The 25,414-nt window shown below is 39.7% G+C and carries 18 protein-coding genes and 1 other RNA gene; all 19 read left to right on the top strand.

The annotated features are described in order from the left end of the window. Positions 1-3: 3 nt before the first annotated feature. Positions 4-2,244 carry a RelA/SpoT family protein gene (locus B1A77_RS09295; protein ID WP_004696424.1) on the top strand — a complete coding sequence of 747 codons (2,241 nt, stop codon included), beginning with the start codon at positions 4-6 and terminating at the stop codon, positions 2,242-2,244. Further along, a complete protein-coding gene (locus tag B1A77_RS09290; protein ID WP_004696422.1) occupies positions 2,244-2,879 on the top strand; it encodes an MBL fold metallo-hydrolase in 636 nt (211 codons plus the stop codon). The genes B1A77_RS09295 and B1A77_RS09290 overlap by 1 nt, the downstream gene beginning before the upstream one ends. Before the next feature lie 41 nt (positions 2,880-2,920). After that, complete coding sequence (locus B1A77_RS09285; RefSeq protein WP_004696420.1) at positions 2,921-3,409, top strand: Fur family transcriptional regulator; 489 nt, start codon at positions 2,921-2,923, stop codon at positions 3,407-3,409. Beyond that, on the top strand, positions 3,402-4,829 hold the full coding sequence (hemZ, locus tag B1A77_RS09280; protein WP_077708568.1) for a coproporphyrinogen dehydrogenase HemZ: 1,428 nt from the start codon (positions 3,402-3,404) through the stop codon (positions 4,827-4,829). Before B1A77_RS09285 ends, hemZ begins: the two co-directional genes overlap by 8 nt. Next, positions 4,829-6,100, top strand: coding sequence for a histidine--tRNA ligase (gene hisS / locus B1A77_RS09275; protein ID WP_004696417.1), 1,272 nt, complete (start codon positions 4,829-4,831; stop codon positions 6,098-6,100). Before hemZ ends, hisS begins: the two co-directional genes overlap by 1 nt. 8 nt (positions 6,101-6,108) lie before the next feature. Then, the gene (gene aspS, locus B1A77_RS09270) at positions 6,109-7,914 is read left to right on the top strand and encodes an aspartate--tRNA ligase (protein WP_077708567.1); all 1,806 of its coding nucleotides are present in this window, start codon (positions 6,109-6,111) and stop codon (positions 7,912-7,914) included. 80 nt (positions 7,915-7,994) lie between these two features. Then, positions 7,995-8,166: non-coding RNA, 6S RNA (gene ssrS / locus B1A77_RS09265), on the top strand. Positions 8,167-8,410: 244 nt separating this feature from the next. Then, on the top strand, positions 8,411-9,712 hold the full coding sequence (locus B1A77_RS09260) for a replication-associated recombination protein A (RefSeq protein WP_077708566.1): 1,302 nt from the start codon (positions 8,411-8,413) through the stop codon (positions 9,710-9,712). Positions 9,713-9,794: 82 nt separating this feature from the next. Continuing rightward, positions 9,795-12,539 carry an FtsK/SpoIIIE family DNA translocase gene (locus tag B1A77_RS09255; protein WP_077708565.1) on the top strand — a complete coding sequence of 915 codons (2,745 nt, stop codon included), beginning with the start codon at positions 9,795-9,797 and terminating at the stop codon, positions 12,537-12,539. A gap of 48 nt (positions 12,540-12,587) precedes the next feature. Further along, positions 12,588-13,040 carry a helix-turn-helix domain-containing protein gene (locus B1A77_RS09250; protein ID WP_004698676.1) on the top strand — a complete coding sequence of 151 codons (453 nt, stop codon included), beginning with the start codon at positions 12,588-12,590 and terminating at the stop codon, positions 13,038-13,040. 39 nt (positions 13,041-13,079) lie between these two features. After that, the gene (locus tag B1A77_RS09245; RefSeq protein WP_077708564.1) at positions 13,080-15,020 is read left to right on the top strand and encodes a YgiQ family radical SAM protein; all 1,941 of its coding nucleotides are present in this window, start codon (positions 13,080-13,082) and stop codon (positions 15,018-15,020) included. A gap of 62 nt (positions 15,021-15,082) precedes the next feature. Beyond that, positions 15,083-16,120 (top strand): ABC transporter substrate-binding protein, encoded by a 1,038-nt coding sequence (locus B1A77_RS09240; protein WP_077708563.1) that lies wholly within the window; start codon positions 15,083-15,085, stop codon positions 16,118-16,120. A 56-nt stretch (positions 16,121-16,176) separates the two neighbouring features. Continuing rightward, positions 16,177-17,523, top strand: coding sequence for a 30S ribosomal protein S12 methylthiotransferase RimO (gene rimO / locus B1A77_RS09235; protein WP_077708562.1), 1,347 nt, complete (start codon positions 16,177-16,179; stop codon positions 17,521-17,523). Between the two features lie 37 nt (positions 17,524-17,560). Next, positions 17,561-18,808: a competence/damage-inducible protein A gene (locus tag B1A77_RS09230; RefSeq protein ID WP_077708561.1), complete on the top strand. Its 1,248-nt coding sequence runs from the start codon at positions 17,561-17,563 to the stop codon at positions 18,806-18,808. A gap of 4 nt (positions 18,809-18,812) precedes the next feature. Then, complete coding sequence (gene recA, locus B1A77_RS09225; protein ID WP_008601363.1) at positions 18,813-19,853, top strand: recombinase RecA; 1,041 nt, start codon at positions 18,813-18,815, stop codon at positions 19,851-19,853. A 2-nt stretch (positions 19,854-19,855) separates the two neighbouring features. Beyond that, complete coding sequence (locus B1A77_RS09220) at positions 19,856-20,299, top strand: regulatory protein RecX (RefSeq protein ID WP_039965037.1); 444 nt, start codon at positions 19,856-19,858, stop codon at positions 20,297-20,299. 213 nt (positions 20,300-20,512) lie between these two features. Then, the gene (gene rny / locus B1A77_RS09215; RefSeq protein WP_038125528.1) at positions 20,513-22,018 is read left to right on the top strand and encodes a ribonuclease Y; all 1,506 of its coding nucleotides are present in this window, start codon (positions 20,513-20,515) and stop codon (positions 22,016-22,018) included. 256 nt (positions 22,019-22,274) lie between these two features. Next, a complete protein-coding gene (gene dnaG / locus B1A77_RS09210; RefSeq protein ID WP_077708560.1) occupies positions 22,275-24,047 on the top strand; it encodes a DNA primase in 1,773 nt (590 codons plus the stop codon). A gap of 28 nt (positions 24,048-24,075) precedes the next feature. Next, a complete protein-coding gene (rpoD, locus tag B1A77_RS09205; RefSeq protein WP_077708559.1) occupies positions 24,076-25,236 on the top strand; it encodes an RNA polymerase sigma factor RpoD in 1,161 nt (386 codons plus the stop codon). The last annotated feature ends 178 nt before the right edge of the window (positions 25,237-25,414 follow it).

The following is a 25,414-nucleotide window of genomic DNA, read 5'->3' as shown; positions in this document are numbered from 1 at the left end:
ATCATGACAACTGTAAATGAAGAAGGCAAAGCTTTGGTAGAACAAAGTACATTTGATAAAAGTAAAGCCTTAGCTGAGTTTATGGAGTATATCCATACGTATTTAACAGATGATGAGTGTGACCAAGTATTGAAAGCTTTTGAGCTTGCTGATAAGGCTCATGAAGGTCAGTTTAGAGCTTCCGGTGAACCGTATATCATGCATCCTCTAGCTGTAGCTGATATTTTGGCACATTTACAAATCGACCATATTACACTCATGGCAGCTCTAATGCATGATGTGGTTGAAGATACATCTTACTCGAAGGAAGACCTAGAGGAGATGTTTGGCTCTGAAGTAGCATTCCTCGTTGATGGGGTAACAAAATTAAACCAATTCCAGTATGAAACCAAAGAAGATCGCCAAATGGAAAACTATCGAAAGATGATTTTAGCTATGGCGAAGGACGTACGTGTCGTAGTTATTAAATTGGGTGATCGCTTACATAATATGCGCACCTTAAAGCATATGCGTAGTGACAAACAAAAGCGTATTGCTAAGGAAACCCTAGAAATCTTTGCACCTTTGGCACATCGTCTTGGTATCTTCAATGTGAAATGGGAGTTGGAAGATTTATCCTTCCGTTATTTAGAGCCGGAAAAATACTATGATCTAGTCGATCAAATGAAACAAAAACGCCAAGTCCGGGAAGACATCGTTAATGATACGATGAGGCAACTTACAAAGGCCTTAAGTGAAGCCCATATCAAGGCGGATATCAAAGGTCGTCCAAAACACTTCTACAGTATTTATAAGAAGATGAAAAAGGATAATCGTGATTTATCCCAAATTTATGATTTGCTTGCCGTTCGTGTGATCGTTGATAGCATCCCTGATTGTTATGCAGTACTTGGCATTGCACATAGCTTGTGGAAGCCATTGCCTTATCGCTTCAAAGATTATATTTCCATGCCGAAGTCTAATATGTATCAATCCTTGCATACAACCGTTATCGGCACGATGGGGCAACCGGTAGAGATTCAAATCCGTACTTGGGAAATGCACCGTGTATCTGAATATGGTGTGGCCGCTCACTGGCGATATAAAGAAGGAAATAAAAACGGCGATAAAGAATTTGATCAAAAGGTTGCATGGCTGCGCCAGGTTCTTGAATGGCAAGATACTAGTAATCCAACGGAACTCGTTAATGCTTTGAAATTAGACGTTTTCTCTGGTGAGGTATTTGTATTTACGCCAAAGGGTGACGTTGTTAAGTTGCCAATAGGCTCTGTACCTCTTGATTTTGCCTATCGAGTTCATACCGATGTAGGTCATCATTGTGTAGGTGCTAAGGTAAACGGTAAAATTGTACCGCTGGATTACACCTTGCAAAATGGTGATATTGTTGATATCATCACATCCAAAACAGGTCGTCCTAGCCTTGATTGGTTGAATATCGTAGGTTCTTCTGAAAGTAAGAGCAAAATTCGCAATTGGTTCAAGCGTGAAAATAAAGCTGAAAATATTGAAAAAGGCTTAGAAGCTCTTGAAAAAGAAGCAAAACGATTGAATCATAATTGGAAAGAATTATGTGCAGACAACCGTTTACAACATGTAACGAAACAACTTAAAGCCGGTACAGAAGAGGAAATGTTTGCAGCCTGTGGCTATGGCGGCATTCCTGTAAGCACTGTTCTCTTGCGTTTAATTGAACTTTATAAAAAGTCTAAAGAGGTAGAGGAATCTAAGCGCAGTACAGAGCAAATTATTGAGAAATTAAAATCTCAAGGACAAAAGAAAACTAAAAATGGCACTGGTGTTCTCGTAAAAGGTGAAGCTGGTGTGATGGTGCGTATGGCAAAATGCTGTAATCCTGTACCTGGTGATGATATTATAGGTTACATAACCCGTGGTCGTGGTGTTTCTATTCACCGCTGTGATTGCCCTAGCATGGGACATTCTCCTGAAGACTTAGAGCGGATGATAGAAGTCTCTTGGGACGGTTCTTCTGGAGAATCTTTCCATGTAGGCATTGATATTCAGGCTTATGATCGAGCTGGCATTCTCATGGAGGTTATGGCGGTGCTTTCAGAATTGAAAATCACCATTACTAACATCAATGCTAAGGTTCAAGAAGATACAAAAAATGTAAGCATCAATTTGGTGGTTGATATTCGGGATATTTCGCAACTAGATTTCGTAATGACTAAATTGCGTCGTATTCGTGAAGTGTATACTGTTCAACGTAGTAAAGGAGGGGCTTAATGAGCGAACAACAATTAGTGCTTATGCGCATGCCTTTAGGTCCATTAGGAACAAATTGCTATGTTATCGGTGATAAAGCGATAGGTGAAGCTTTCATTATCGATCCTGCAACAGCTGAAGTACTAGATGCGCTAAAAAAACATGACTTAAAGCCGAAGGCGGTTGTACTGACACATGGACATGGAGATCATATTGGTGGCATTCAAGAAATTGTAAACACCTATCATGTGCCTGTATATATTCATAAAGGCGATGTACCGTATTTATCTGATCCTGAACTTAATCTTAGTGCTTATAGCAATCCAACGCCAATTAAGGTAAAAGCGGAAATAATCGAGGTTAAACAAGGTGATCATATTACATGTGGTGATATCGATCTTGAGGTGCTTGAAACACCAGGTCATACGCCAGGAGGGGTGTGTTATTACATGGAAGGTCTTGTATTTGTAGGGGATACTCTATTCAGAGATTCCGTAGGCCGTACAGATTTTCCAAATGGTTCTTATGAGATCCTGATATCATCGATTAAGACTCAGCTATATAGATTGCCTGATAATACAATGGTTTATCCTGGTCATGGACCGGAAACAAATATAGGGTATGAAAAACAATACAACCCATTCGTTGGTCAGTAGTTTTAAACGAATTATTTTTTACAGTCGAGGGGAAATTTATTATGAACACAACATTAGAAAAATTAAAAGAACGCATTAAAGACAAAAAGTACAAATTGACAACTCAACGTCAAACAATCTTACAAGCATTCATTGATGCTGATGAAAATCACTTGAGTGCTGAAGATGTATATGTTCTTGTAAAAGAAGTAGCACCTGATATCGGGTTAGCAACAATTTACAGAACTCTTGATCTCTTCACAGAACTTGATTTGTTAAAACGTCTTGATTTTGGTGATGGCCGTAATCGCTATGAATTAAATGACGAAGAGTTCGCTCATTTCCATCATCATTTGATTTGCGTAAAATGTGGTAAAGTATCCGAGTTTGAAGACGACATGCTTGAAACATTGGAGTCTATTATCGCTAAGAAATTAAACTTCCGTACCATTGATCATCAATTGAAAGTATATGGTTACTGTAGTGATTGCCAAAATCATATGACTGAAGCAGAATTAGAAAAGCTTGAGCGTATGTCCCATCATGGTTAATGGATATCTATATACGGGTCCATTACCACTTGGCTCCGTAGTAGCTCATAACTGTGGCGCGGCGGGACTCTTTTCTGATAAGATAAATCCAGAGGTTATCCTTGAAGCACATGAAGTGGAAGGGCTCTACACATTAACTGTTACCATTGGTGATTCGGTTCAAATTTTTGAAGGCCCTGTTTCCTCTATGGGGCGTCGCCAAATTGGACAAGCCTTGTTGCGCTATTTGCGTGAATATCAAGGCTTACCTGCTGAGGCTCCGTGGGGAACTATGGTAGGTGTGCGCCCTACAAAGCTACTACATAAATATATAGATACATATGGCTCTGTCCACGCAGCAACTCGTCACATTCGGGACGGGTTTTCTGTGTCTATGGAAAAGCTTGCTACTTTGGGGGACATTGGCGAGTATCAACGTCCATTTCTATCTGATACAGATGATAAAAAGGTGAGTCTCTATTGTGGTATTCCTTTCTGTGACACGCGTTGTGTATATTGCTCGTTTCCATATGGTCTCTATCAGGATTATGCTGGTAAAAGTCAATTCCTAAAGGCTTTAACCCGTGATATAGAAGATATGAAAGCTATTGTCCAATCTTATAATTTAACCGTAAATACCCTCTATATGGGCGGTGGTACTCCGACAGTGCTAAAGGATGAAGACTTTCACCAGGTTCTAAAACAGTTGTCTCTACTCGTACCAGAAGGTCATGAATTTACTGTAGAGGCAGGACGACCTGATTCTGTTAATCCTACAAAGCTACGTTCCATGCTTGCGCTAGGTGTGAATCGTATTAGCATTAACCCGCAAACAATGCAAGATGATATTTTGCGTCGTATTGGACGCGGCCATAGTGTACGGGATATTGATGAACTTTTACAATATGTAAAAAACAATACATCATTAGCCGTAAATATGGATTTTATTGCAGGCTTGCCTAATCAAACGATGTTAAACATGATAGAGAATATGGATTATGTATGTCAAAATCTGCCGGAAAATGTTACAATTCATACGTTAGCATTAAAACGTGGTAGCCCGTTGTACGATTTACATATGGAAGATGATATTCCTGAAGAACATCTTGTGGCGGAAATGGTACAATATGGTAAAGAGCGTCTTGAAGCAGCTGGTTATGTGCCATATTATTTATATCGCCAACAATATATGAGAGGGCAGTTAGAGAATATTGGCTATACCTTGCCTGGCAAAGCGTGTGAATATAATATTCAGATCATGGAAGAACGGCAGAGTATTCTATCTATGGGGCCTGGCAGTTCATCCAAGTGGATGCGAGCCCCTGAATACCGTCAACTTAAACAGCATATGCCAAAAGACGTAGATGTTTATCACGAAACGATAGATGCACTTTTAGAGAAACGACATAGAATTTGTGAAAGATTTTGGGAGGTTGTGTAATGGCTATAAGAAAACCAAGAGGTACACAAGACTTTTTGCCAGAACAGATGATACATTGGCATTATATTGAACAACGTATGCGCGAAATTTGTAAAGTATATGGGTTCAATGAAATTCGCACACCTGCCTTTGAAGAAACTAAATTATTCTTACGCGGTATCGGTGAGACTACAGATGTAGTACAAAAAGAGATGTACACCTTTACCACTGGTGATGACGGTGGTTCTAGCTTTACCTTACGCCCTGAAAATACGGCGTCTGCTGTGCGCGCATACTTAGAAAATAAAGTATATGGTAAAGAAGGTCTCACAAAATGGTATTACATGGGCCCTATGTTCCGTCATGATAAACCGCAAGCGGGTCGTTATCGTCAATTCCACCAATTTGGTGCAGAGGTACTAGGTTCGCAATCTCCAGTGGTAGATAGTGAAGTTATCTGCATGGTTGTACAGTTATTAAAAGACTTTGGTCTTAAAGATCTCAATGTAGAGGTGAACTCCGTAGGTTGTCCAACATGTCGCCCTGTATACCGCGAAAAATTAATCGCCTTCTTTGAACCAAAAAAGGAACAATTATGTAGCGATTGCCAAGAACGGTTGTACAAAAATCCTTTGCGTATACTGGATTGTAAAAATGAAACATGCAAATCCTTGTCCGTAGGTGCTCCTGAAATTCACGAACATTTATGTGAAGAGTGTCATGATCATTTTGAAGAATTGAAAACCTATTTAACTGCAGCTAATGTGCAATATACTTTAAATCCTCGTCTCGTACGTGGCCTTGATTACTATACAAAGACAGCCTTTGAGGTACAATATACTCCTTTAGGTGCTCAAAGTGCTGTAGCTGGTGGTGGCCGTTACGATGGTCTCGTAGAAGAACTCGATGGACCTCATACTCCAGCTATCGGTTTTGCTATGGGCATGGAGCGTTTACTATTAGCTCTTGAAAAACAAAACTTATTGCCTGAGCCAACTGTAGAACCATCTGTATTCGTAGTCGCTCTTGGTGATGCGGCTAAGGTAGAGGCTTTCAAAATTTGCCAAGCCTTACATGATGAATATATTACCGTTGAAATGGACGGGCAGGGCAAGAGTATGAAGGCACAATTAAAATACGCTAACAAAATTAATGCGAAATATGTTATTATATTGGGTGATGATGAATTGGTTCGTAAAGAAGCCATAATTCGATTCATGGATACTAGTGAACAAGAGACTGTATCTCTCAATATAGTGGCTGAACGTATAACTTCTTTGGTGAAAGGATGACAATTAGAATGGAAACAATGCAAGGCTTACACCGTACGCACGGTTGTGGCACCATCTCTGAACAAGAGGTAGGTAAAGAGGTCGTATTATGTGGATGGGTTGAACGCCGTCGTGACCATGGTGGTTTGATTTTCTTGGATTTACGCGATCGTTCTGGTGTAGTACAAGTAGTGGCATCCCCAGATCATAACGTAGAATCGTTCCACAAAGCAGAGGATGTTCGTAATGAATATGTGCTTTGTGTACGTGGTAAGATTACAAAACGTGATGAGGCTGCTATTAATCCAAACCTTCCTACAGGTGCATACGAAATGTTCTGTGAAGAGTTGCGCGTATTGAACTCTGCTAAAACTCCTCCTTTCTATATCCAAGATGATATCGATGTAGATGAAAATATTCGCTTGAAATATCGTTACCTTGACTTACGTCGTCCAGAAATGCAACGCAACTTGATTTTGCGGCACAAAGTGACGAAAGCAATGCGCGATTTCTTCGATAGTCGCGATTTCTTGGAAATTGAAACGCCAATGCTTACTAAATCTACACCAGAAGGCGCTCGTGACTATCTAGTGCCGTCCCGTGTAAATGCTGGTACATTCTATGCGTTGCCACAATCTCCACAAATTTTCAAACAAATCCTGATGGTTGCTGGTTACGAAAAATATTTCCAAATCGTTCGTTGCTTCCGCGATGAAGATTTGCGCGCAGACCGTCAACCTGAGTTCACTCAGCTCGACTTAGAAATGTCCTTCGTTGATGAAGAAGATATTTATGCATTGCTTGAAGAGATGATTGCTCATGTATTTAAAACTGCATTAGGTAAAGAAATTTCTTTGCCTATGCCTCGTATTACATGGGACGAAGCCATGGATAAATACGGTTCTGATAAGCCTGACCTTCGTTTTGATATGGCCTTTACTGATGTAACTGATCTTGTAAAAGATACAGAATTCAAAGTATTCCGTTCTGTTATCGATAATGGTGGTGTAGTTAAAGGTATCGTTGTACCTGGTGACGCTGGCATTCCTCGCCGTGAACTTGACGACCTTGTTGAATATGTAAATCGTTACGGCGCCAAAGGCCTTGCGTGGGCTTGCTTCAACGAAGATGGTTCTATCAAGTCTCAAATCATGAAGTTCTTAGGTGAAGATACAATTCGCAATATCGGTGAAAAAATGGGCGCTAAAGGTGGCGACCTTGTATTGATGATTGCTGATAAACCTGCAACTGTGGCACGTGCATTAGGTGAATTACGCCTTGAAATGGCACGTCGTATGAACATGATTGACCAAGATAAATTGGCATTCACATGGGTAACTGATTTCCCTATGTTCGAATATAACGAAGATGAAAAACGTTATGTAGCAATGCACCATCCATTCACAATGCCACGCCATGCGGATCTTGATAAATTAGAATCCGATCCTGGTAATGTAAAAGCGATTGCTTACGACATGGTATTGAATGGCGTAGAAATCGGTGGCGGTTCCTTGCGTATCTATCAAGCTGACGTACAAGAAAAAGTATTCAAAGCAATTGGCTTGTCCATTGAAGAAGCAAGATCTAAATTCGGCTTCATGCTTGATGCATTCCAATATGGTGCACCTCCTCATGCAGGTTGTGCATTTGGTCTTGATCGTCTTGTTATGTTGATGGCAAAACGTCAATCTATCCGCGACGTAATCGCATTCCCTAAAACTCAATCTGCTTCTGATATCATGAGTCAAGCTCCATCTGAAGTAGAACCAAAGCAATTAAAAGAGTTGCATATTAAATCCGATGTAGAAGAAGAACAAGAGCAATCTTTAGTGTAAAAACATAGGCAAGAATTGATTAAAATCGAAATGTCAAGACTTGTTAATTGCTAATCTTTCTGATACTATTTAAGTATAAGATATCCCTGCCATGTGCGTGTGATATCGCAGTTTTGAGCCAACACATTTACTTTGGGAGTCTGAACTCTCGTCTGAACGTTACGCCCTTACGGGACAACTGCAGGATGAGGAGGACACCCACCTGCCCTTGCAGGATCAAAACGCGGTACATTACGGCATGGTGGGGCTTTTTTGCGTGTAAAAATAGACTGAAATATCATATACTATAGATATATCTTTGGTAAGAATTTAAACTTTTCAAAATCTTAAGAGTCCTAAATGTAATAAACGTTATAAATGTCTTGCCAATATTATCAGTGTTACCAAGTTACTGATGTTATTAGGCTTTTATGACGGAGAAGTAATTGTTTTTTGATTGAAGAGTTATAGATATGAAAATACGACAGTTAAACTGAGTGCGAATTGAGGTGATAGAATGGATAGTTTGTTTGATATGACACCTACAAATACATACGAGCCGCTTCCTGTACGAATGCGTCCTACTAAACTAGATCATTTATATGGTCAAGAGAAGGCCGTAGGTAAGGGAACTTTCTTGAGAGCTATGGTAGAGAAGGATACAATACCATCTATGCTTTTTTATGGTCCTTGTGGAACGGGTAAGACTACATTAGCTGGCATTATAGCTAAGGTGAGTAATAGCCATTTTGTAAACCTGAATGCTACTAACGCCGGTATTGGTGAGTTGCGCACCATCATTGAAGACGCGCGCAAACGAGTTCGTTCTTTACAGCAACGCACAATTCTATTCCTTGATGAAATTCATCGTTTTAATAAAAGCCAACAAGATGTGTTGTTACCTTGTGTAGAGGATGGCACTATTATCCTTATTGGTGCTACTACAGAAAATCCATTCTTTGAGGTTAATAGACCGCTATTATCTCGTTTGCGTCTTATTACATTAGAAGCACTTACACCAAAGGCTATTGGTCAAATTTTACGTCGCGCCATTACCGATGAAGAAGTGGGATTAGGCAAACGCCATCTACAGGTAACGGATGAAGTTCTAGAAGATGTGGGGATTTTCGTCAATGGTGATGGCCGCATGGCCCTTAATATTCTTGAACAAGCCGCAGCTATGGTTCCCGATGAGGGAACGATTACTATTGAGGTTCTTGAAAAGGTCGTAGGTCGTCGTATATATACATATGATAAAAAAGGAGACAGTCATTACGATACAATCTCAGCCTTTATAAAAAGTATGCGTGGTTCTGACGTGCAGGCAACGGTGCATTATTTAGCACGCATGATTGAAGCTGGAGAGGATCCTAATTTCATTGCTCGTCGTATTGTTATTTGTGCAGCAGAGGATGTAGGACTTGCGGACCCACAAGCTCTTATACTTGCCAATGCAGCGGCTCAAGCGGCTCATATGGTAGGTTTTCCGGAGGCGCGCATTATATTATCTGAGGCTGCGTGTTATGTTGCTCTCGCACCTAAAAGTAATTCTGCTTATGTAGCTATTGATGCCGCGATATCTGATGTGCGACATAAGGATTGTGGACAAGTACCTGATCATTTGAAAGATAGTCACTATAGCGGGGCTAGTAAATTAGGTCATGGCAAAGCTTATAAGTATGCCCATAACTATCCTAATGGATATGTAAAACAGCAGTATTTACCAACGCCTCTAGTTGATGCAACCTACTATAAGGGCATAAAGAGAGGGACTGAGGAACAGTTACTTCACGACTGGGAGAAACGTTGTAAAAATTAACTTAATATTATGATATATGCTATAATATAATGATAAGTTAATTTACTGTAATGTTATATAAGTAAGGGGTTTTTATAGATTTATGGCAGAAGAAAATACTTCCACCAAAAGACGCAACACACGCCGTAAGAGAACAAGTACAAAACAGCAATCAAAGTCTCAAAGCTTTTCTTTGCGCAGCGAAGTGAAAGGCCTTATTGTCATTGCCTTTGCTGTGATTTCCTTTCTGGGCTTTTTTGGCTTTGAACTCGGCCTTGTAGGACAGATTTTAACAGGTATATTCCGTTATGGCTTTGGCCTAGGGGGTATTATTCCTTGTTTATGCGTTTTCTGGTTAGGTTGGAGATTATTATATAAGGATACATTTATTTCCATTACAAAACGAGGGGTTGTAATGACCTTGTTTTTCCTATTTTTGTTAGCTCTTGTTCCCTTGTGGCGCGTTCCTGAGGGGCAGGAACTCATTACTACACAACTAGCTAATCAAGGTGGTTTCGTAGGTGGTGCAATTGCTACATTCCTTCGTACACTGTTAGGTAATCTAGGGGCTATTATTCTTGATGTATTCTTACTCATAGCTTTTGGATTACTGGTGACACGTTTGTCTTTGCGCAGTGGATTACAGAAGGCCGCGGACAAAACACAGGTTGGCCTTGATGTTGCAAAAGAGGTAGCTGCTGAGAAGGTTGCTGTTGCAAAAGAAGTCTTTGAAGATTGGAATGAACAACGTAAAGAAGCAGCAGAACAGCGTAAAGCTTATAACAGGGAAAAAGATACACGTTTTGCTGATGCGGCAGATCAAGCATTAGATGCATTGGAAAAACAAGGCATTGCTACAGGAAGAGACCTCTTTGACTCTACTACAGCTGTAGATGTTGATCCTATTGAAGATACAGTTACTACTATGGAGTCACAAAAAACTCCTACATCTTGGAAGGAATTGGCTGAGATAGAAGCACGTAATCGTGCGGCTGAGCAATTGGCTAATATATCTGGAGCATTTGGTGATACGAAGTCTTATGAAGCTGATGATTTTGAACAATTCTCCGATATACATAGATCTACGAGTGATGATTATGTATATGTTCCAGATGAGGACTATTCATATACACCAGATGAAGAGTATTCAGATGAGGTTGAAACTGTAGAAAATTCTGATGATGAAGAACCAAAATTCTCTTATCAAAATACAACAATAGGCCCATTAGAAACGAATCACGGTGCTATTGCCTCCGCTGTGCCAGGAACGGGTGCAGCTGCAAGCTCTGTAAGTGCTGGAGCTGGTATGGCAGGTATGGGTTTACAAGTACCGTCCATTATTAGTACTACAGAAGATACGGCGCAAGTAGCTGTATCTAAAGATGGACAGATTCATCGGTCCTATGATAGACCTTACCATTTCCCAAGCCTAGATATTTTGGCGAAAGGGAAGGGGAGTCAAAACAATGGTGAAGAAGTAGCACAAAATGCGATGATGCTTGAACATGTATTGAGTGACTTTGGTATTACTGCAAAGGTTGTTAATGCTACACAAGGCCCAACTGTTACACGTTATGAAATTGAACCTGCACCAGGCGTGAAAGTGAGTCGTATCGTTAATTTAACAGATGATATTGCCCTCAATTTGGCAGCACAACATATTCGTATGGAGGCTCCGATTCCAGGGAAATCTGCCATCGGTATTGAGGTCCCTAATAAAACGACAGAAGCCGTTCATTTACGCGATGTACTTGATTGCAGTGACTTTAAAGATGCTCGTGGAGGTATTCCTGTCGGTCTTGGTAAGGATATTGCAGGAAAGCCTGTTATTACAGACCTTGCGAAGATGCCTCACTTGCTCGTAGCTGGTACAACTGGTTCTGGTAAATCCGTATGTGTAAATACATTAATTTCTAGTATTCTCTTTAGCCGCAAACCGGAAGAGGTTAAGTTATTATTAATCGACCCTAAGATGGTTGAATTGTCTATTTACAATGGAATTCCGCACTTGATGGCTCCAGTTGTAACGGATATGAAAAAAGCAGCAGCTGTATTGCGTTGGGCCGTTCGTGAAATGGAGGCTCGTTATAAGGCGTTTGCTGCATCTGGTAAACGTGATATCAAGAGCTATAATGAAGCGCATCCTAAGGCTGCTATGCCGCTAATCGTGTTGATTATCGACGAGTTAGCTGACCTTATGATGACGGCTCCTGATGATATTGAAGAATCTATTAGTCGTTTAGCACAAATGGCTCGTGCCGCAGGTATTCACATGGTTCTTGCTACACAGCGGCCATCTGTTAACGTTATTACCGGTTCTATCAAGGCCAATGTACCAAGCCGTATTTCCTTTGCTGTAGGCTCTCAAATTGACTCCCGTACCATTCTTGATATGGCAGGAGCAGAGAAACTATTGGGTAAAGGGGATATGTTATTTGCTCCGATTGGTGCAAATAAACCTATTCGTGTACAAGGAGCCTTCATTTCTGATGATGAGGTAGAAAAACTTGTAGAGTTTGTGAAAGCTCAACGAGAACCAGAATATGATAATACGGTAACTCAAGAAGTGGAAAAGGAAGCTGAAAAAGAATCTTCTGATGCTAATGATGTTTACCGCGATGAATTATTAGAGCGAGCTGTCAATCTCGTTATGGAATCTGGTCAAGCTTCCGTATCGATGTTGCAACGTCGTTTCCGCATAGGTTACACCCGTGCGGCACGTCTTGTAGATACAATGGAAGACCTTAAAATCGTTGGCCCTAGCATGGGCAGTAAGGCTCGAGAAATTTTAATGAGCCCTGAACAAGCTAAGGCTAGATATTTCTCCGATTCCAATGATGAGCAATAATTAGCTAATTACTATATGAATATTACGTAGATTTAGAAAGGAACGAAAATGGCTGAATTAGGCGAAGAATTACGACGTGAACGGGTAAGACGTAATCTAACCTTTAAAGATGTGGAGCAAGTGCTGCACATTAAAACAACCTATTTAGAGGCTATCGAAGATGGTAACTATGATATCATTCCTGGTCAAGTCTACGTAAAAGGTTTTATTCGAAACTATGGTAACTACTTAGATCTTGATGGGGATCGCTTGGTAAAAGTATATCAGGGCCAAGTAGGGGACATAGATACCTTTTCTTTACGTTCTGTTACAAGACGGAAGGCTCAAGCAACTCCTAATTTGGTACAAAGTGAGTTTGTTGAATACCAAACATCTAAAAAGCGTATGTCCTTAGAAACGCGTCAACGAAAACGTCAACGCTCTATTGTACAAGAACGCATTATTTTAGGGATTATTTTAGTTTGTATGGCATTATTTTTACTATGGTTATTCCTGTTCTAGTATCTGATTAGGCATGATAGAAAGGCATTTACACAATCAATGGATAGATTTTTAGTAACAGAACCTTCGGATATGAAGGAACGTGGTTGGGCTGAATTAGATTTCGTTCTCATCAGTGGGGACGCTTATGTGGACCATCCATCCTTTGCGCCTGCGGTTATCGGTAGATACTTGGAATCCAAAGGTTATCGTGTAGGCATTATAGATCAACCAGATTGGAATGATGTAGAGGCTTTCAAAAAACTAGGTAAACCACGTCTAGCATCCCTTGTTACGGCAGGAAATCTAGATTCAATGCTCAATAAATTTACGGCAGCAAAGAAAATTCGCCGTCAAGATGATTATTCTCCAGGTGGTGAATCAGGTCATCGTCCAGATCGTGCTACCTTGGTATATGCTAACCGCATGAAGGAGGCTTACAGTGATGTACCTCTTATCATTGGCGGTATAGAAGCGTCCTTGCGCCGCTTTGGTCATTATGATTATTGGTCAGATACGGTACGTCGCTCCATCTTAGTAGATTCTAAGGCAGATGTACTCGTCTATGGTATGGGAGAGCTTCAAATCATTGAACTAGCCGATGCCTTAGATCAAGGACGATTTAAAGAGTCCTTGCCGTCTATACGCGGTATTTGCTACATGGCAAAGGAAATTTCTACTATTGACTATGTAGAGTGCCCATCCTATGAAGCTATTAAGGCGGATAAGATGAACTTTGCCGATGCATTTCGCATTCAATACGATGAACAAGACCCGTTCTATGGTCGTATTGTAGTCCAAAAACATGGGGATAGATATCTCATTCAGAACACACCTGCTTTACCATTGACGCAGGACGAAATGGATGGTGTCTATAACCTGCCATATACTCGAAAGTGGCATCCTAAATACGATGATAAGGGTGGTGTACCAGCGTTAAGCGAGGTTCAGTTTAGCCTTGTAAGCCAACGTGGCTGTTTTGGCAGTTGTTCTTTCTGTGCCATCACGAATCACCAAGGTCGTATTATTCAAAATCGTAGCCATGAGTCTTTGATTGACGAAGCACACAAGATGATCAACATGGATAACTTCAAGGGATATATCCACGATGTAGGTGGTCCTACGGCAAATTTCCGCCATCTGGCTTGTGATAAACAGGCTGTTTATGGTGCTTGTAAAGGGCGTACTTGTGCGGCTCCAGAGCCTTGTGAAAACTTGAATACAAATCACGATGATTATATTGCTTTACTGCGTAAACTACGTAAGCTAAAAGGTGTAAAAAAGGTTTTTGTTCGTTCCGGTTTGCGCTATGATTATGTACTAGCCGATAACAATAAAGACTTTGTGCGGGAGCTTTGTGAGTTTCACGTAAGTGGTCAGTTAAAGGTAGCCCCAGAACATGTATCTAAACGCGTTACCAATATGATGGGAAAAGCTGGTAAGGAAGAATTTCTAACCTTTAAGTCTTGGTTTGAAGAGGCGAATAAAAAGCTTGGTAAGAAGCAATATTTAGTTCCGTACTTTATGAGCTCTCATCCAGGTTGTGCGTTAGAGGATGCTATTGAATTGGCGGAATTTTTACGAGACCACCATATGTACCCTGAGCAAGTACAGGATTTTATCCCTACACCGGGTAGTCTTTCTACTTGCATGTATTATACGGGCATAAATCCACTAGATGGAAAGCCTGTTTATGTTGCTAAAAAGGGGCGAGATAAAGCAAAACAACGCGCTTTGATGCAGTTTAAAAATATTGAAAACTATGATCTTGTTAAAGAGGCTCTCATAGAAGCCAATCGACGTGATTTAATTGGCTTTGGCCTGGAATGCTTAATTCCACCGCGCCCAATTAGTGGAAATTCTAAGCGTATTAGCCAATCTAGTAAATTCCGTAATGGCAAACGAGATTGCGAACCTAGGAATCAATGCCGGACTGCCAAAAGGCGTAGTAGAGATGTGACTAAAGTTCGTACATCTAATAAAAGTTTTGGTGGTCGTTAAACCTAGAGAGTAGCTCTAGCTACTCTCATTTTAAGATACTTTATGTCTTATGGGAGGCATATATGAAACGATGGATTGCTCCGAGCATCTTAGCATTATTTGTGGTAGGAATGTTGATTTATGGTATAAACTTTTACCAACAAGAACAAATAGAACAGGCCAAAGAGCCTATTCGTGGTGAAATTATAGTCTATACGGACTTACCTAATACTTTGACAGCTATGCTTGCTGAGCGTTATGAAGAGGAACAAAAGGTAAAAGTTACTGTAATGCCTCTTACAGAGGAACAAATGTCGCAACGGTCGGCTTCTACCGTGGCTGATACTTCTGGTGATTTGGTGCTAACTTCTGAAGATAATCTCGTAGTTGGTGCCAATGCAGGTAAATATATGCCCATCGTCAATGAACGTATTGACGAGGTACGTGATAATCTAAAGGATCCAAATGGCTATTGGGTTGGTCTCTGGTACGATCCAATCGTATTTGTTCAGAATGATACCTTCCATAATGGCATTGGTAAATATATTACTACATGGGAAACATTGGGAAAACAAGGTGATTGGTCTATCGTTATGACTGATTTTGTAGCATCTCAGAATGCGGCCAATTTGCTATACAATATGGTAGAGTACAAAGGGGAACCAGAGGCTCTTGAATACTTGTATAGTTTGAAGCCTCATGTGGTTCAACATGCTAAATTTTTGTCTACTCCAATACGCTTAACTGCGCTAGGGGAGACAAATATTGGTATTGGTAACTTGTCTGATGCGGCGCAATATAGTCATCATGGGTATCCAATTAAGATCATTTATCCTAAAGATGGTACGTCTTATTATGTGACTGGTGCTGCTGTTTTAAAAAATTCAAAACATAAAGCAGATAGTGTAGAGTTTATTAATTGGTTACTATCTTCTAAAACGGCGAAATATATGGTAGAAAAGAATTTTACCTATATATTTACTAATCCTGAGATGGATGAGCCAAAAGATTCTATAGGGCATGATTTAGTGTTATGGCCTGTGAATGGTGGCTATACCCTAGAAGGTAAAAAGTTATTGTTAAATCATTGGGTTAGCCAGGTACGATTCCGTAAGGACTAAGTCAGCTGTATAAATCCAAGAAATAAAAAAAGAATCTAGTGACGAAAGGATATGGAATGGGGAAAAAATTAGGATATGTTAGCCTAGGTTGTGCTAAAAATTTAGTAGATACAGAGGTAATGTTAGGATTATTGAGAGATAATGGCTATTCAATTACAGAAGACTTAAGCGAAGCAGATCTTATCGTTGTAAATACCTGTACTTTTATTGAAAAAGCTAAGGCTGAGTCTATTAATACCATCCTTGAGGTTGCTCAATATAAGGAAGATGGTGCTTGTAAGGGCCTTATCGTAGCAGGTTGTCTTAGCCAACAATATCAGGATGAATTATTCCAAGAAATTCCTGAAATTGATGCATTAATCGGTACCGGTGCATGGGATCAAGTTATGGTAGCCGTTGATGCTATTGAGCACGGCAATCGTAGTTGTATAATGGAAAATATTACGAATATCTATGATGAGCGCATGCCTCGTATTCAAACAACACCTCGTTATAGTGCATATGTTAAAATTGCGGAAGGCTGTAATAACGGGTGTACATTCTGTATTATTCCAAAGGTACGCGGTGCATTCCGTAGTCGGACTATCGAGTCTATCAAGGCTGAAGTGGAACGATTGGCAGCGACAGGGGTTAAGGAAGTTGTCCTTATCGCTCAAGATACCACAAGTTATGGCATCGACCTTAATAATGGTAAACCATTGTTGACTACATTGTTAAAAGAATTAACAACTGTAGAGGGCATAGAATGGATTCGCATGCTATACCTATATCCGACATTCTTCTCTGATGAATTGTTAGATATTATAGTTAATGAGCCAAAGCTTTGTAAATATGTAGATATTCCATTGCAACATGTTAATAACGATATCTTGAAACAAATGAATCGTCGAGACGATCGCAATGATATTGAGCGTTTGCTTAAGAAAATTAGAAATGCGCCGACTCATATTACATTGCGCACCTCTATCATCGTTGGATTTCCTGGTGAAACAGATGAACAATTTGAGGAACTTTGTGACTTTGTAAAAGAAATCAAATTTGATAACATGGGCGTATTTACATATTCTCAAGAGGCTGGCACACCAGCTGGTGCTCGTGAAGACCAAATACCAGAAGCGGTCAAAGAAGAGCGTTATCACGTTCTTATGTCCATCCAAGCTGCTATCTCTGAAGAGAACAATCGCGATTTAGAAGGTACCATTGATTATGCGATGGTAGAGGAAATCGAAGAAGGCGAGAATAACACATTGCTTGCAAAAGGTCGATTGAAATCTCAAGCACCTGATGTAGATGGTAATATGTACATTGAAGACTGCGGTGAAGACATTCAACCTGGTGATATTCTTAAGGTACAAGTAGAGCAAGGCTTTGCTTATGATGTAGTAGCTACAGTTGTAGAATAATACACAGTTCGATATATTCGATTGTGGAGGTGATCTGATGATTGTAGAACTTATCTCTACAGGTTCAGAATTATTGCTAGGTGATACAGTAAATACGAATGTATCATGGCTGGCACAAGAGTTGAATAAACTAGGATATACCATTGCCCATCAATCAGTGGTAGGTGATAATCCGAAACGAATGGCTGAAGTCTTTCAGCTCGCTAGTACAAGGGCTGATATCGTTATTAGTACTGGTGGGTTAGGACCTACGCAGGGCGATATTACACGTAATGTACTTGCCGATTCAATTGGTAGACCTATTGTGTTTAATCAAGAGGCCATGAATGAGCTTGAAAGGTTCTTTAAAAGTGTAAACCGTACTATACCTGATGCGAGTCGGCGAGAGGCACAATTACCAGAAGGGGCGAAGGTATTATATAACCCTGTTGGAGTTGCACCAGGTGTCGTCGTTGAAGATGGTGACACTACATACATACTTCTACCTGGACCTCCTGGAGAAATGAAGGGAATGTTTCAAGAGAGCGTAGTTCCTTATTTAAATGGTCGATTTGGTTCTCAAGGGGTTGTTACATCTTATCGTTATGGTGTATATGATATTCGTGAAATCGATTTAGAAAGCACCTTGATGGATCTCATTAAGAAGCAATCTAATCCGACGATCGCTTTGCTTATTAAAAAGGGCTACATTGAGGTTCGTATCACTGCTAAGGCTGAAACATTAGAAGCGGCGCAAGAACTATTAAATCCTTGGGATGCTATCATACGAGAGCGTTTAGGTTCTCGCATAGGACGCGACTTAACAATTTCTATGGAGGAAACACTAGGTCGTACCTTGCTAGAGGAACACAGCACTATTAGTACTGCTGAATCTTGTACATCAGGATTGGTTGGCAAGCTTCTTACTAATGTCAGTGGTAGTAGTGAGTACTATATGGGCGGTGTCATCTCGTATAGTAATGATGTGAAACATCGTGTTTTAGGTGTACCACAAGATATGCTAGATGCGTATGGTGCTGTTAGTGAGCAAGTGGCTAAGGCTATGGCAGAGGGGGCACGAATTGTTGGTCAAACAACATATGCTGTTTCTACGACAGGCATAGCTGGTCCTGGAGGCGGTACGCTAGAAAAGCCTGTTGGTCTTGTTTGGTTTGGTGTTACTGGTCCACATGGTACGGTAGCCCATAAAGCTAATTTAATTGGCAATCGAGAAGATATTAGACAAAGTGCAGCAGAGCTAGCACTTTACTATGTTTATACTTATATAACAGAAAAGGGGAAATAAAATAATGGCTGTAGATGGTAGACAAGCAGCGTTGGATAACGCATTAAAACAAATTGAAAAAGATTTTGGTAAAGGTGCTATTATGCGTCTTGGTGAGGCGGCAGATCGCATGAATGTAGAGGTGATTTCCTCTGGTTCTCTAGCTATCGATATTGCTGTTGGTGTAGGTGGTTTCCCTCGTGGTCGTGTAATTGAAATCTATGGTCCAGAATCTTCTGGTAAAACAACAGTAGCTCTTCACGCGGTAGCAGAAGCTCAAAAACAAGGTGGCATTGCAGCATTTATTGATGCGGAGCATGCGATGGATCCTGTATATGCTCGCAATTTGGGTGTAGATATCAATAATTTGTTGATTTCTCAACCAGATAATGGAGAACAAGCTCTTGAAATTACAGAAGCCCTTGTTCGCAGTGGTGCAGTAGATATTGTTGTAGTTGACTCCGTAGCAGCATTGGTACCTAAAGCGGAAATTGATGGTGAAATGGGTGACGCTCATGTAGGTTTACAAGCTCGTTTGATGAGTAAAGCCTTGCGTAAATTGACTGGTATCATCAGTAAATCCAAAACAGTTGTTATCTTCATCAACCAATTGCGTGAAAAAGTAGGTGTTATGTTTGGTAATCCTGAAACAACAACTGGTGGTCGTGCGTTGAAATTCTATTCTTCTGTGCGTCTTGATGTTCGTAAAGGGGAATTGATCAAAGCAAATAATGAAAATGTTGGTGCTCGCACAAAAGTCAAAGTTGTTAAAAATAAGGTGGCACCTCCATTTAAGACCGCTGAATTTGATTTGATGTATGGCGAAGGTATTTCTAAAACTGGCACACTTATTGATATTGGTACAAATATGGAAATTATTAATAAATCTGGTGCTTGGTATTCTTATAATGGGGAACGTATGGGCCAAGGTAAAGAAGCGGCTAAACAATACTTGCTAGACAATCCACAAATAGCTGATGAAATCGATCGCATTATTCGTGATACATTAGCTGTTGGTACTGAAGAAATCGATGTAATCGGTGAAGAAGTAACTGAAGAAGTATAATCATGAGTGACGAAACGATGCAAGCTGCTATGGATCAAGCGTATCGCTTCTTAGCTCAACGCTTTCTTAGTTCTTATGAACTGACACAAAAAATGAGACGTAAACAATTCGAGGACCCTATCATTGAGAGGGTCCTTGAGCGCCTTAGAGATTATGATTACATCAATGATGAACGTTTATCGGAGCAAGTATTAACCTATTTGATGAAAGAACAAAAATACGGTGCTTATATGATTAAGCAAAAAATGAAACTTCGAGGACTTGCGATTCCTCAAGAAATTTCTGCTTATGATGAGGTAAAAGCTGCTTATCGGGTGGTAGAGAAAAAGTTTGGATCTATTCTCAATGAAGAAAAGACTCCTCGGGTAAAGGTTTTCAGTTTTCTCAAATACAGGGGGTTCTCAACAAGCACAATTCAAGTTGTATGCAATGATTTTTATGAATAAATTATGCTTTTTGAGAGGCCTTACTAAGCTTGTAAAATCTTGACAGAAAGGGCTTTGAAGTCTAAAATTAATAATAGCCTTATTTATTTATATGATGATATGGCTAATTGATAATTTAATGCATAAAGGGCATAAAAAGGAGCATGAAAGCTCAATTTTGAGAAATAGAAGGAGGTGAAAGAAATTTTAGAGTATAGTCTAATTGCAGTGGTAATGGTACTGATTGGACTAGGGGTAGGCTATTTTTTAAGAAAAAATATTGCTGAAGGAAAACTGAATCAAGCTGAACAAGAGGCTGCACGCATCATTGCAAATGGTGAACGCACAGCTGAGTCTAAAAAGAAAGAAGCTTTATTAGAAGCGAAAGAAGAAATTCATAAGCTCCGTTCTGATGTGGAACGAGAAAATAAAGATCGTCGTTCTGAACTTCAACGTATGGAACGTCGTATTCTTCAAAAAGAAGAATCTTTGGATAAAAAATTAGACAATATTGAGCACAAAGAGGAAGCTTTACATCGCAAAGAAGCTGACTTAGCCCAAAGCCGTGAAAAGGTAGAAGCTTTGTATGAAAAACAAATGGCAGAATTAGAACGTATTTCTGGCATGACGTTTGAAGAAGCAAAAAATATCTTGTTAACGAATGTGGAACAAGAAATCCGTCATGAAACGGCGATTATGGTTAAGGAAATGGAGCAGCAAGCTAAGGATGAAGCGGAGAAAAAAGCGAAAGAAATTATCTCCTCTGCTATCCAACGTTGTGCAGCTGACCATGTAGCGGAAACTACCGTATCCGTAGTGGCATTGCCTAATGATGAAATGAAGGGTCGCATTATCGGTCGTGAGGGCCGTAACATTCGTGCACTCGAAACATTAACAGGTATTGATTTGATTATCGATGACACGCCAGAAGCAGTTATTCTTTCCGGCTTCGATCCAATTCGTCGTGAAGTGGCTCGTATTGCGCTGGAAAAATTGATTGTAGATGGTCGTATCCATCCAGCTCGTATTGAAGAAATGGTTGGTAAAGCTCGTAAAGAGGTGGACCAAACTATTAAAGAGGCTGGTGAACAAGCGACATTTGAAGCTGATGTTCACGGCTTACATCCTGAAATTGTTAAGATTTTAGGCCGTTTGAAATATCGTACTAGTTATGGTCAAAACGTATTGAAACATTCCATTGAAGTATCTCATTTAGCAGGTTTAATGGCAGCTGAACTAGGCTGTGATGTAACTTTGGCTAAACGAGGTGGTTTGATTCATGATATTGGTAAAGCATTAGACCGTGAACTTGAAGGTTCTCATGTTCAAATCGGTGTTGATGTGGCTCGTAAATATCGTGAAAGTGCAGCAGTAATTAACTGTATTGGTGCTCATCATGGTGATGAAGAGTTCCAAACAGTAGAAGCTGTATTAGTAGCTGCCGCTGATGCTATCTCCGCTGCCCGTCCAGGAGCACGTCGAGAAACATTAGAAAACTACTTAAAACGTTTATCTAAATTGGAAGAAATCGCTGAATCCTTCGAAGGCGTTGAAAAATGTTTTGCTATTCAAGCCGGTCGTGAGATTCGCGTTGTAGTAAAGCCGGATAAGATTGATGAAGCTGAGTCTACATTACTTGTTCGGAATATCGTAAAACGCATCGAGTCAGAACTTGAATATCCAGGCCAAATTAAGGTCGTAATTATTCGTGAAACTCGCGTTGTGGATTACGCAAAATAATATGCTATAAGCGATAAGTATAGGCTGCAATGTTTTCATTGCAGCCTATTGTTATCAAAGTTTCGGTAATTACATATTGCTATATACGGCGTATAGAAATCATCATGTACATTACATTGTAGATGATGATTCCTATGATTCGTATCAAGCTTTTTTATATTATTTTTATAATTTAATTGATTAAAATGCTTTACAAATAGAGGATTTTTTATTTGTATATAGAATTAATATATATATGGGGAAGGAGGCGTTGGCTATGAGCCGATATTTTGAAAATGAGTTGATTGAACAAATCAAAGATGCTAATGATATCGTGTCAGTTGTATCCGAGCATGTAGCTTTAAAGAAACGCGGCAAGAACTATTGGGGTTGTTGTCCATTTCATAATGAAAAAACGCCATCCTTTAGCGTAGCTCCTGAAAAGGGTTTTTATTATTGTTTTGGTTGCCATGCATCAGGAAATGCTATTAAATTTCTTATGGAATTAGAGCATTTAACCTTTGTAGAAGCCCTAGAACGGCTAGCTAATCGAGCTAATATTCCATTGCCAGAGGCGAAACTTTCACCTGAGCAAAGAGCTAGAGATGAAAGACGTAAAAAACTGTATGAAGCTTCTGATTTAGCAACCACCTTTTTCCATAACTGTCTCACTCAAACGTCTATTGGTAAAGTGGGATTAGATTATTTGAAAAAGAGGGGGCTCACACAAGAAACCATAGAACAATTTAAACTTGGTTTTGCTCCTGATGGTTGGGATAAGTTATATCGTGCCTTTCATGACCGTGGTATTGATGATTCCATTCTCTTGGAGTTGAATCTTGTCCGAAAGAATCAAAAGGGTCAATTTTATGACTTCTTCAGAAATAGAATTATGTTCCCCATTATGGATGGTAAAGGGCGAGTAGTTGCTTTTGGTGGGCGCGTTATGGATGATAGTACACCAAAATATTTAAACTCTCCAGAGTCATCAATCTTTGAAAAAGGTAAACTTCTATTTGCTTTTGATAAGGCTTATAAATCTATTCGTGAGGAAAAACAAGCTATTCTTGTAGAAGGCTATATGGATGTTATATCTGCTCATAATCATGGTGTTACTAATGTAGTCGCATCATTGGGGACTGCTTATACAAGAGATCATGGACATATCTTGATGAGGCAGGCTGAAGAAATCGTGTTAGCTTATGATATGGATGGTGCTGGTCGTCAAGCGGCTGCTAGAGCTATTGAATTATTGCAAAATACGGATTTTAAGGTGCGTGTCCTTGCTATGCCAGACGGCAAAGATCCAGATGATTATGTGCGTAATCATGGGGGGCAGGCATTTAAGGAGTTAGTTGCTAAAGCTGTTAAGCCTCTTGATTATCTATTAAGTGAGTCTTTAATTAAACACGATACAAATGATACAGAAGGAAAGCAGGCTGTTATGGCAGATGTTTTCCCATATATTGCAAATATAGATAGTCAAACGCAGAGAGATGATGCTTTAAAAACATTGGCATTGCCATTATGGCTTGATAATAGTACTATTTTTAGATACTTTAGAGATTATGTGAAAAAAGGACAAATTGAATTAGTGGATACGGCATCGACACCTTTGCCAACACAGGATTTACCAAGGGGTGATGCGGAAAAATTATTATCCTTAGCTTTCACAAATGGCGAAGTATTACAACATATGATGAGCTATTTGCCATTAGAGGACTTTGAAAAAATTGAATATCGAGGTATAATAGAAAAGCTATTCACCTTGTATAAGTCCGAAGGTCGTCTAGATGAAACTGCAATTCAATCTGTTTTATCTTCTCAAGAATACGATATTTACTCTAGGTTGGTCGTCATGAGTGACGATGAATATAAGGTACAAGTGCCTGCATTAATCCGCAAGATAAGGCTCCATTCATTGCGTGAACAGTATAAAGCGCATTCGATTATGGCGGATCAATTAAAACGAGCAGGAGATTCGACGTTTATTAGCGAATTACATAAGTGTCAGGAAATACAGAATTTAATTAGAGAATGGTCTAAGTAAATCATTAATGGTTAAAAAGGAGAGCGCTGTGGCTAAGAAAGTACAAAAAAGTCAAATAGAGGAGATTGTTGAGCAACTTCTTGAAAAAGGCCGTAAGAGCGGTGTGTTGACACAATCCGAGATTTCAGATGCTCTTCATGAGCAGACGGAAATTACTGCGGAACAATTAGATGATATTTATACGACTTTGGGTAAATTGAATGTTGAGATTGTGGCAGATATTGATGCTGATGATACAGATAATCATACAATTGAAACGGATGAAGATGAAGACGAAGTTTCTAGCGAGAAAAAAATTGCTATCGATTTAAGTGTTGATTCTGGTGTTAATATCGATGACCCTGTACGAATGTACCTAAAAGAGATTGGTCGAGTGCCATTGCTTTCAGCTGATGAAGAAATCGTATTAGCTAAGCAAATTGAAGCTGGTGCTCAAGAGGATGCTACATATAAAGATATTCAACTTAGCAAAAAGGCAAAGAAAAAATTGGTAGATGCTAACTTGCGACTAGTTGTAAGTATCGCAAAACGTTATGTAGGTCGCGGTATGTTGTTCTTGGATCTAATCCAAGAAGGTAACTTAGGTCTAATCAAAGCGGTAGATAAATTCGATTATACTAAAGGTTATAAATTTTCTACGTATGCTACATGGTGGATTCGTCAAGCAATTACGCGTGCTATTGCAGACCAAGCTCGTACGATTCGTATTCCTGTACATATGGTAGAAACAATTAATAAATTGATTCGTATTTCTAGACAATTGTTGCAAGACAAGGGTCGTGAGCCATTGCCAGAAGAAATTGCTGAAGGTATGGGAATTACTGTAGAGCGGGTGCGTGAAATTCAGAAAATCGCTCAAGAGCCAGTATCCTTGGAAACTCCGATTGGTGAAGAGGAAGATTCCCATTTAGGGGACTTCATCGAGGACCAAGATGCAATTGCTCCAGACGATGCAGCTAGCTACATTTTATTGCAAGAGCAGATTGAAGATGTATTTACATGCTTGACTGATCGTGAGCAACAAGTCTTGATTTTACGTTTTGGTTTGAAGGATGGTAAGCCTCGTACATTGGAAGAAGTTGGTCAACATTTCAATGTAACAAGAGAACGTATTCGTCAGATTGAAGGTAAAGCGCTTACTAAATTGCGCAATCGCGGTAAACGTGATAAAATCAAAGACTTCTTATAATATTTTGAAACTCTTAAGGGTTGTAATGCAGTGTTGTATAGCACTGTATTACAACCCTTTTGTGTTATAATAAAAAATAATAATATCTTACAATAAAAAATATTTTGTGATAAGACTTATGTAATAGACAAGGGTTTCATGTAATAGCGATAAGTCTTATGTAATAGATATAAGTTGA

The organism is Veillonella parvula (assembly GCF_002005185.1).
Taxonomy (GTDB): Bacteria; Bacillota; Negativicutes; order Veillonellales; family Veillonellaceae; genus Veillonella; species Veillonella parvula_M.
Note: the sequence above shows the minus strand (reverse complement) of the source record. Positions and strands in the feature narration are given on the sequence as shown.

Coding starts and splice junctions, on each gene's coding strand:
- B1A77_RS09295 (WP_004696424.1), top strand. CDS start 4: ATGACAACTGTAAATGAAGAAGGCAAAGCTTTGGTAGAACAAAGTACA.
- B1A77_RS09290 (WP_004696422.1), top strand. CDS start 2,244: ATGAGCGAACAACAATTAGTGCTTATGCGCATGCCTTTAGGTCCATTA.
- B1A77_RS09285 (WP_004696420.1), top strand. CDS start 2,921: ATGAACACAACATTAGAAAAATTAAAAGAACGCATTAAAGACAAAAAG.
- hemZ (WP_077708568.1), top strand. CDS start 3,402: ATGGTTAATGGATATCTATATACGGGTCCATTACCACTTGGCTCCGTA.
- hisS (WP_004696417.1), top strand. CDS start 4,829: ATGGCTATAAGAAAACCAAGAGGTACACAAGACTTTTTGCCAGAACAG.
- aspS (WP_077708567.1), top strand. CDS start 6,109: ATGGAAACAATGCAAGGCTTACACCGTACGCACGGTTGTGGCACCATC.
- B1A77_RS09260 (WP_077708566.1), top strand. CDS start 8,411: ATGGATAGTTTGTTTGATATGACACCTACAAATACATACGAGCCGCTT.
- B1A77_RS09255 (WP_077708565.1), top strand. CDS start 9,795: ATGGCAGAAGAAAATACTTCCACCAAAAGACGCAACACACGCCGTAAG.
- B1A77_RS09250 (WP_004698676.1), top strand. CDS start 12,588: ATGGCTGAATTAGGCGAAGAATTACGACGTGAACGGGTAAGACGTAAT.
- B1A77_RS09245 (WP_077708564.1), top strand. CDS start 13,080: ATGGATAGATTTTTAGTAACAGAACCTTCGGATATGAAGGAACGTGGT.
- B1A77_RS09240 (WP_077708563.1), top strand. CDS start 15,083: ATGAAACGATGGATTGCTCCGAGCATCTTAGCATTATTTGTGGTAGGA.
- rimO (WP_077708562.1), top strand. CDS start 16,177: ATGGGGAAAAAATTAGGATATGTTAGCCTAGGTTGTGCTAAAAATTTA.
- B1A77_RS09230 (WP_077708561.1), top strand. CDS start 17,561: ATGATTGTAGAACTTATCTCTACAGGTTCAGAATTATTGCTAGGTGAT.
- recA (WP_008601363.1), top strand. CDS start 18,813: ATGGCTGTAGATGGTAGACAAGCAGCGTTGGATAACGCATTAAAACAA.
- B1A77_RS09220 (WP_039965037.1), top strand. CDS start 19,856: ATGAGTGACGAAACGATGCAAGCTGCTATGGATCAAGCGTATCGCTTC.
- rny (WP_038125528.1), top strand. CDS start 20,513: ATGGTACTGATTGGACTAGGGGTAGGCTATTTTTTAAGAAAAAATATT.
- dnaG (WP_077708560.1), top strand. CDS start 22,275: ATGAGCCGATATTTTGAAAATGAGTTGATTGAACAAATCAAAGATGCT.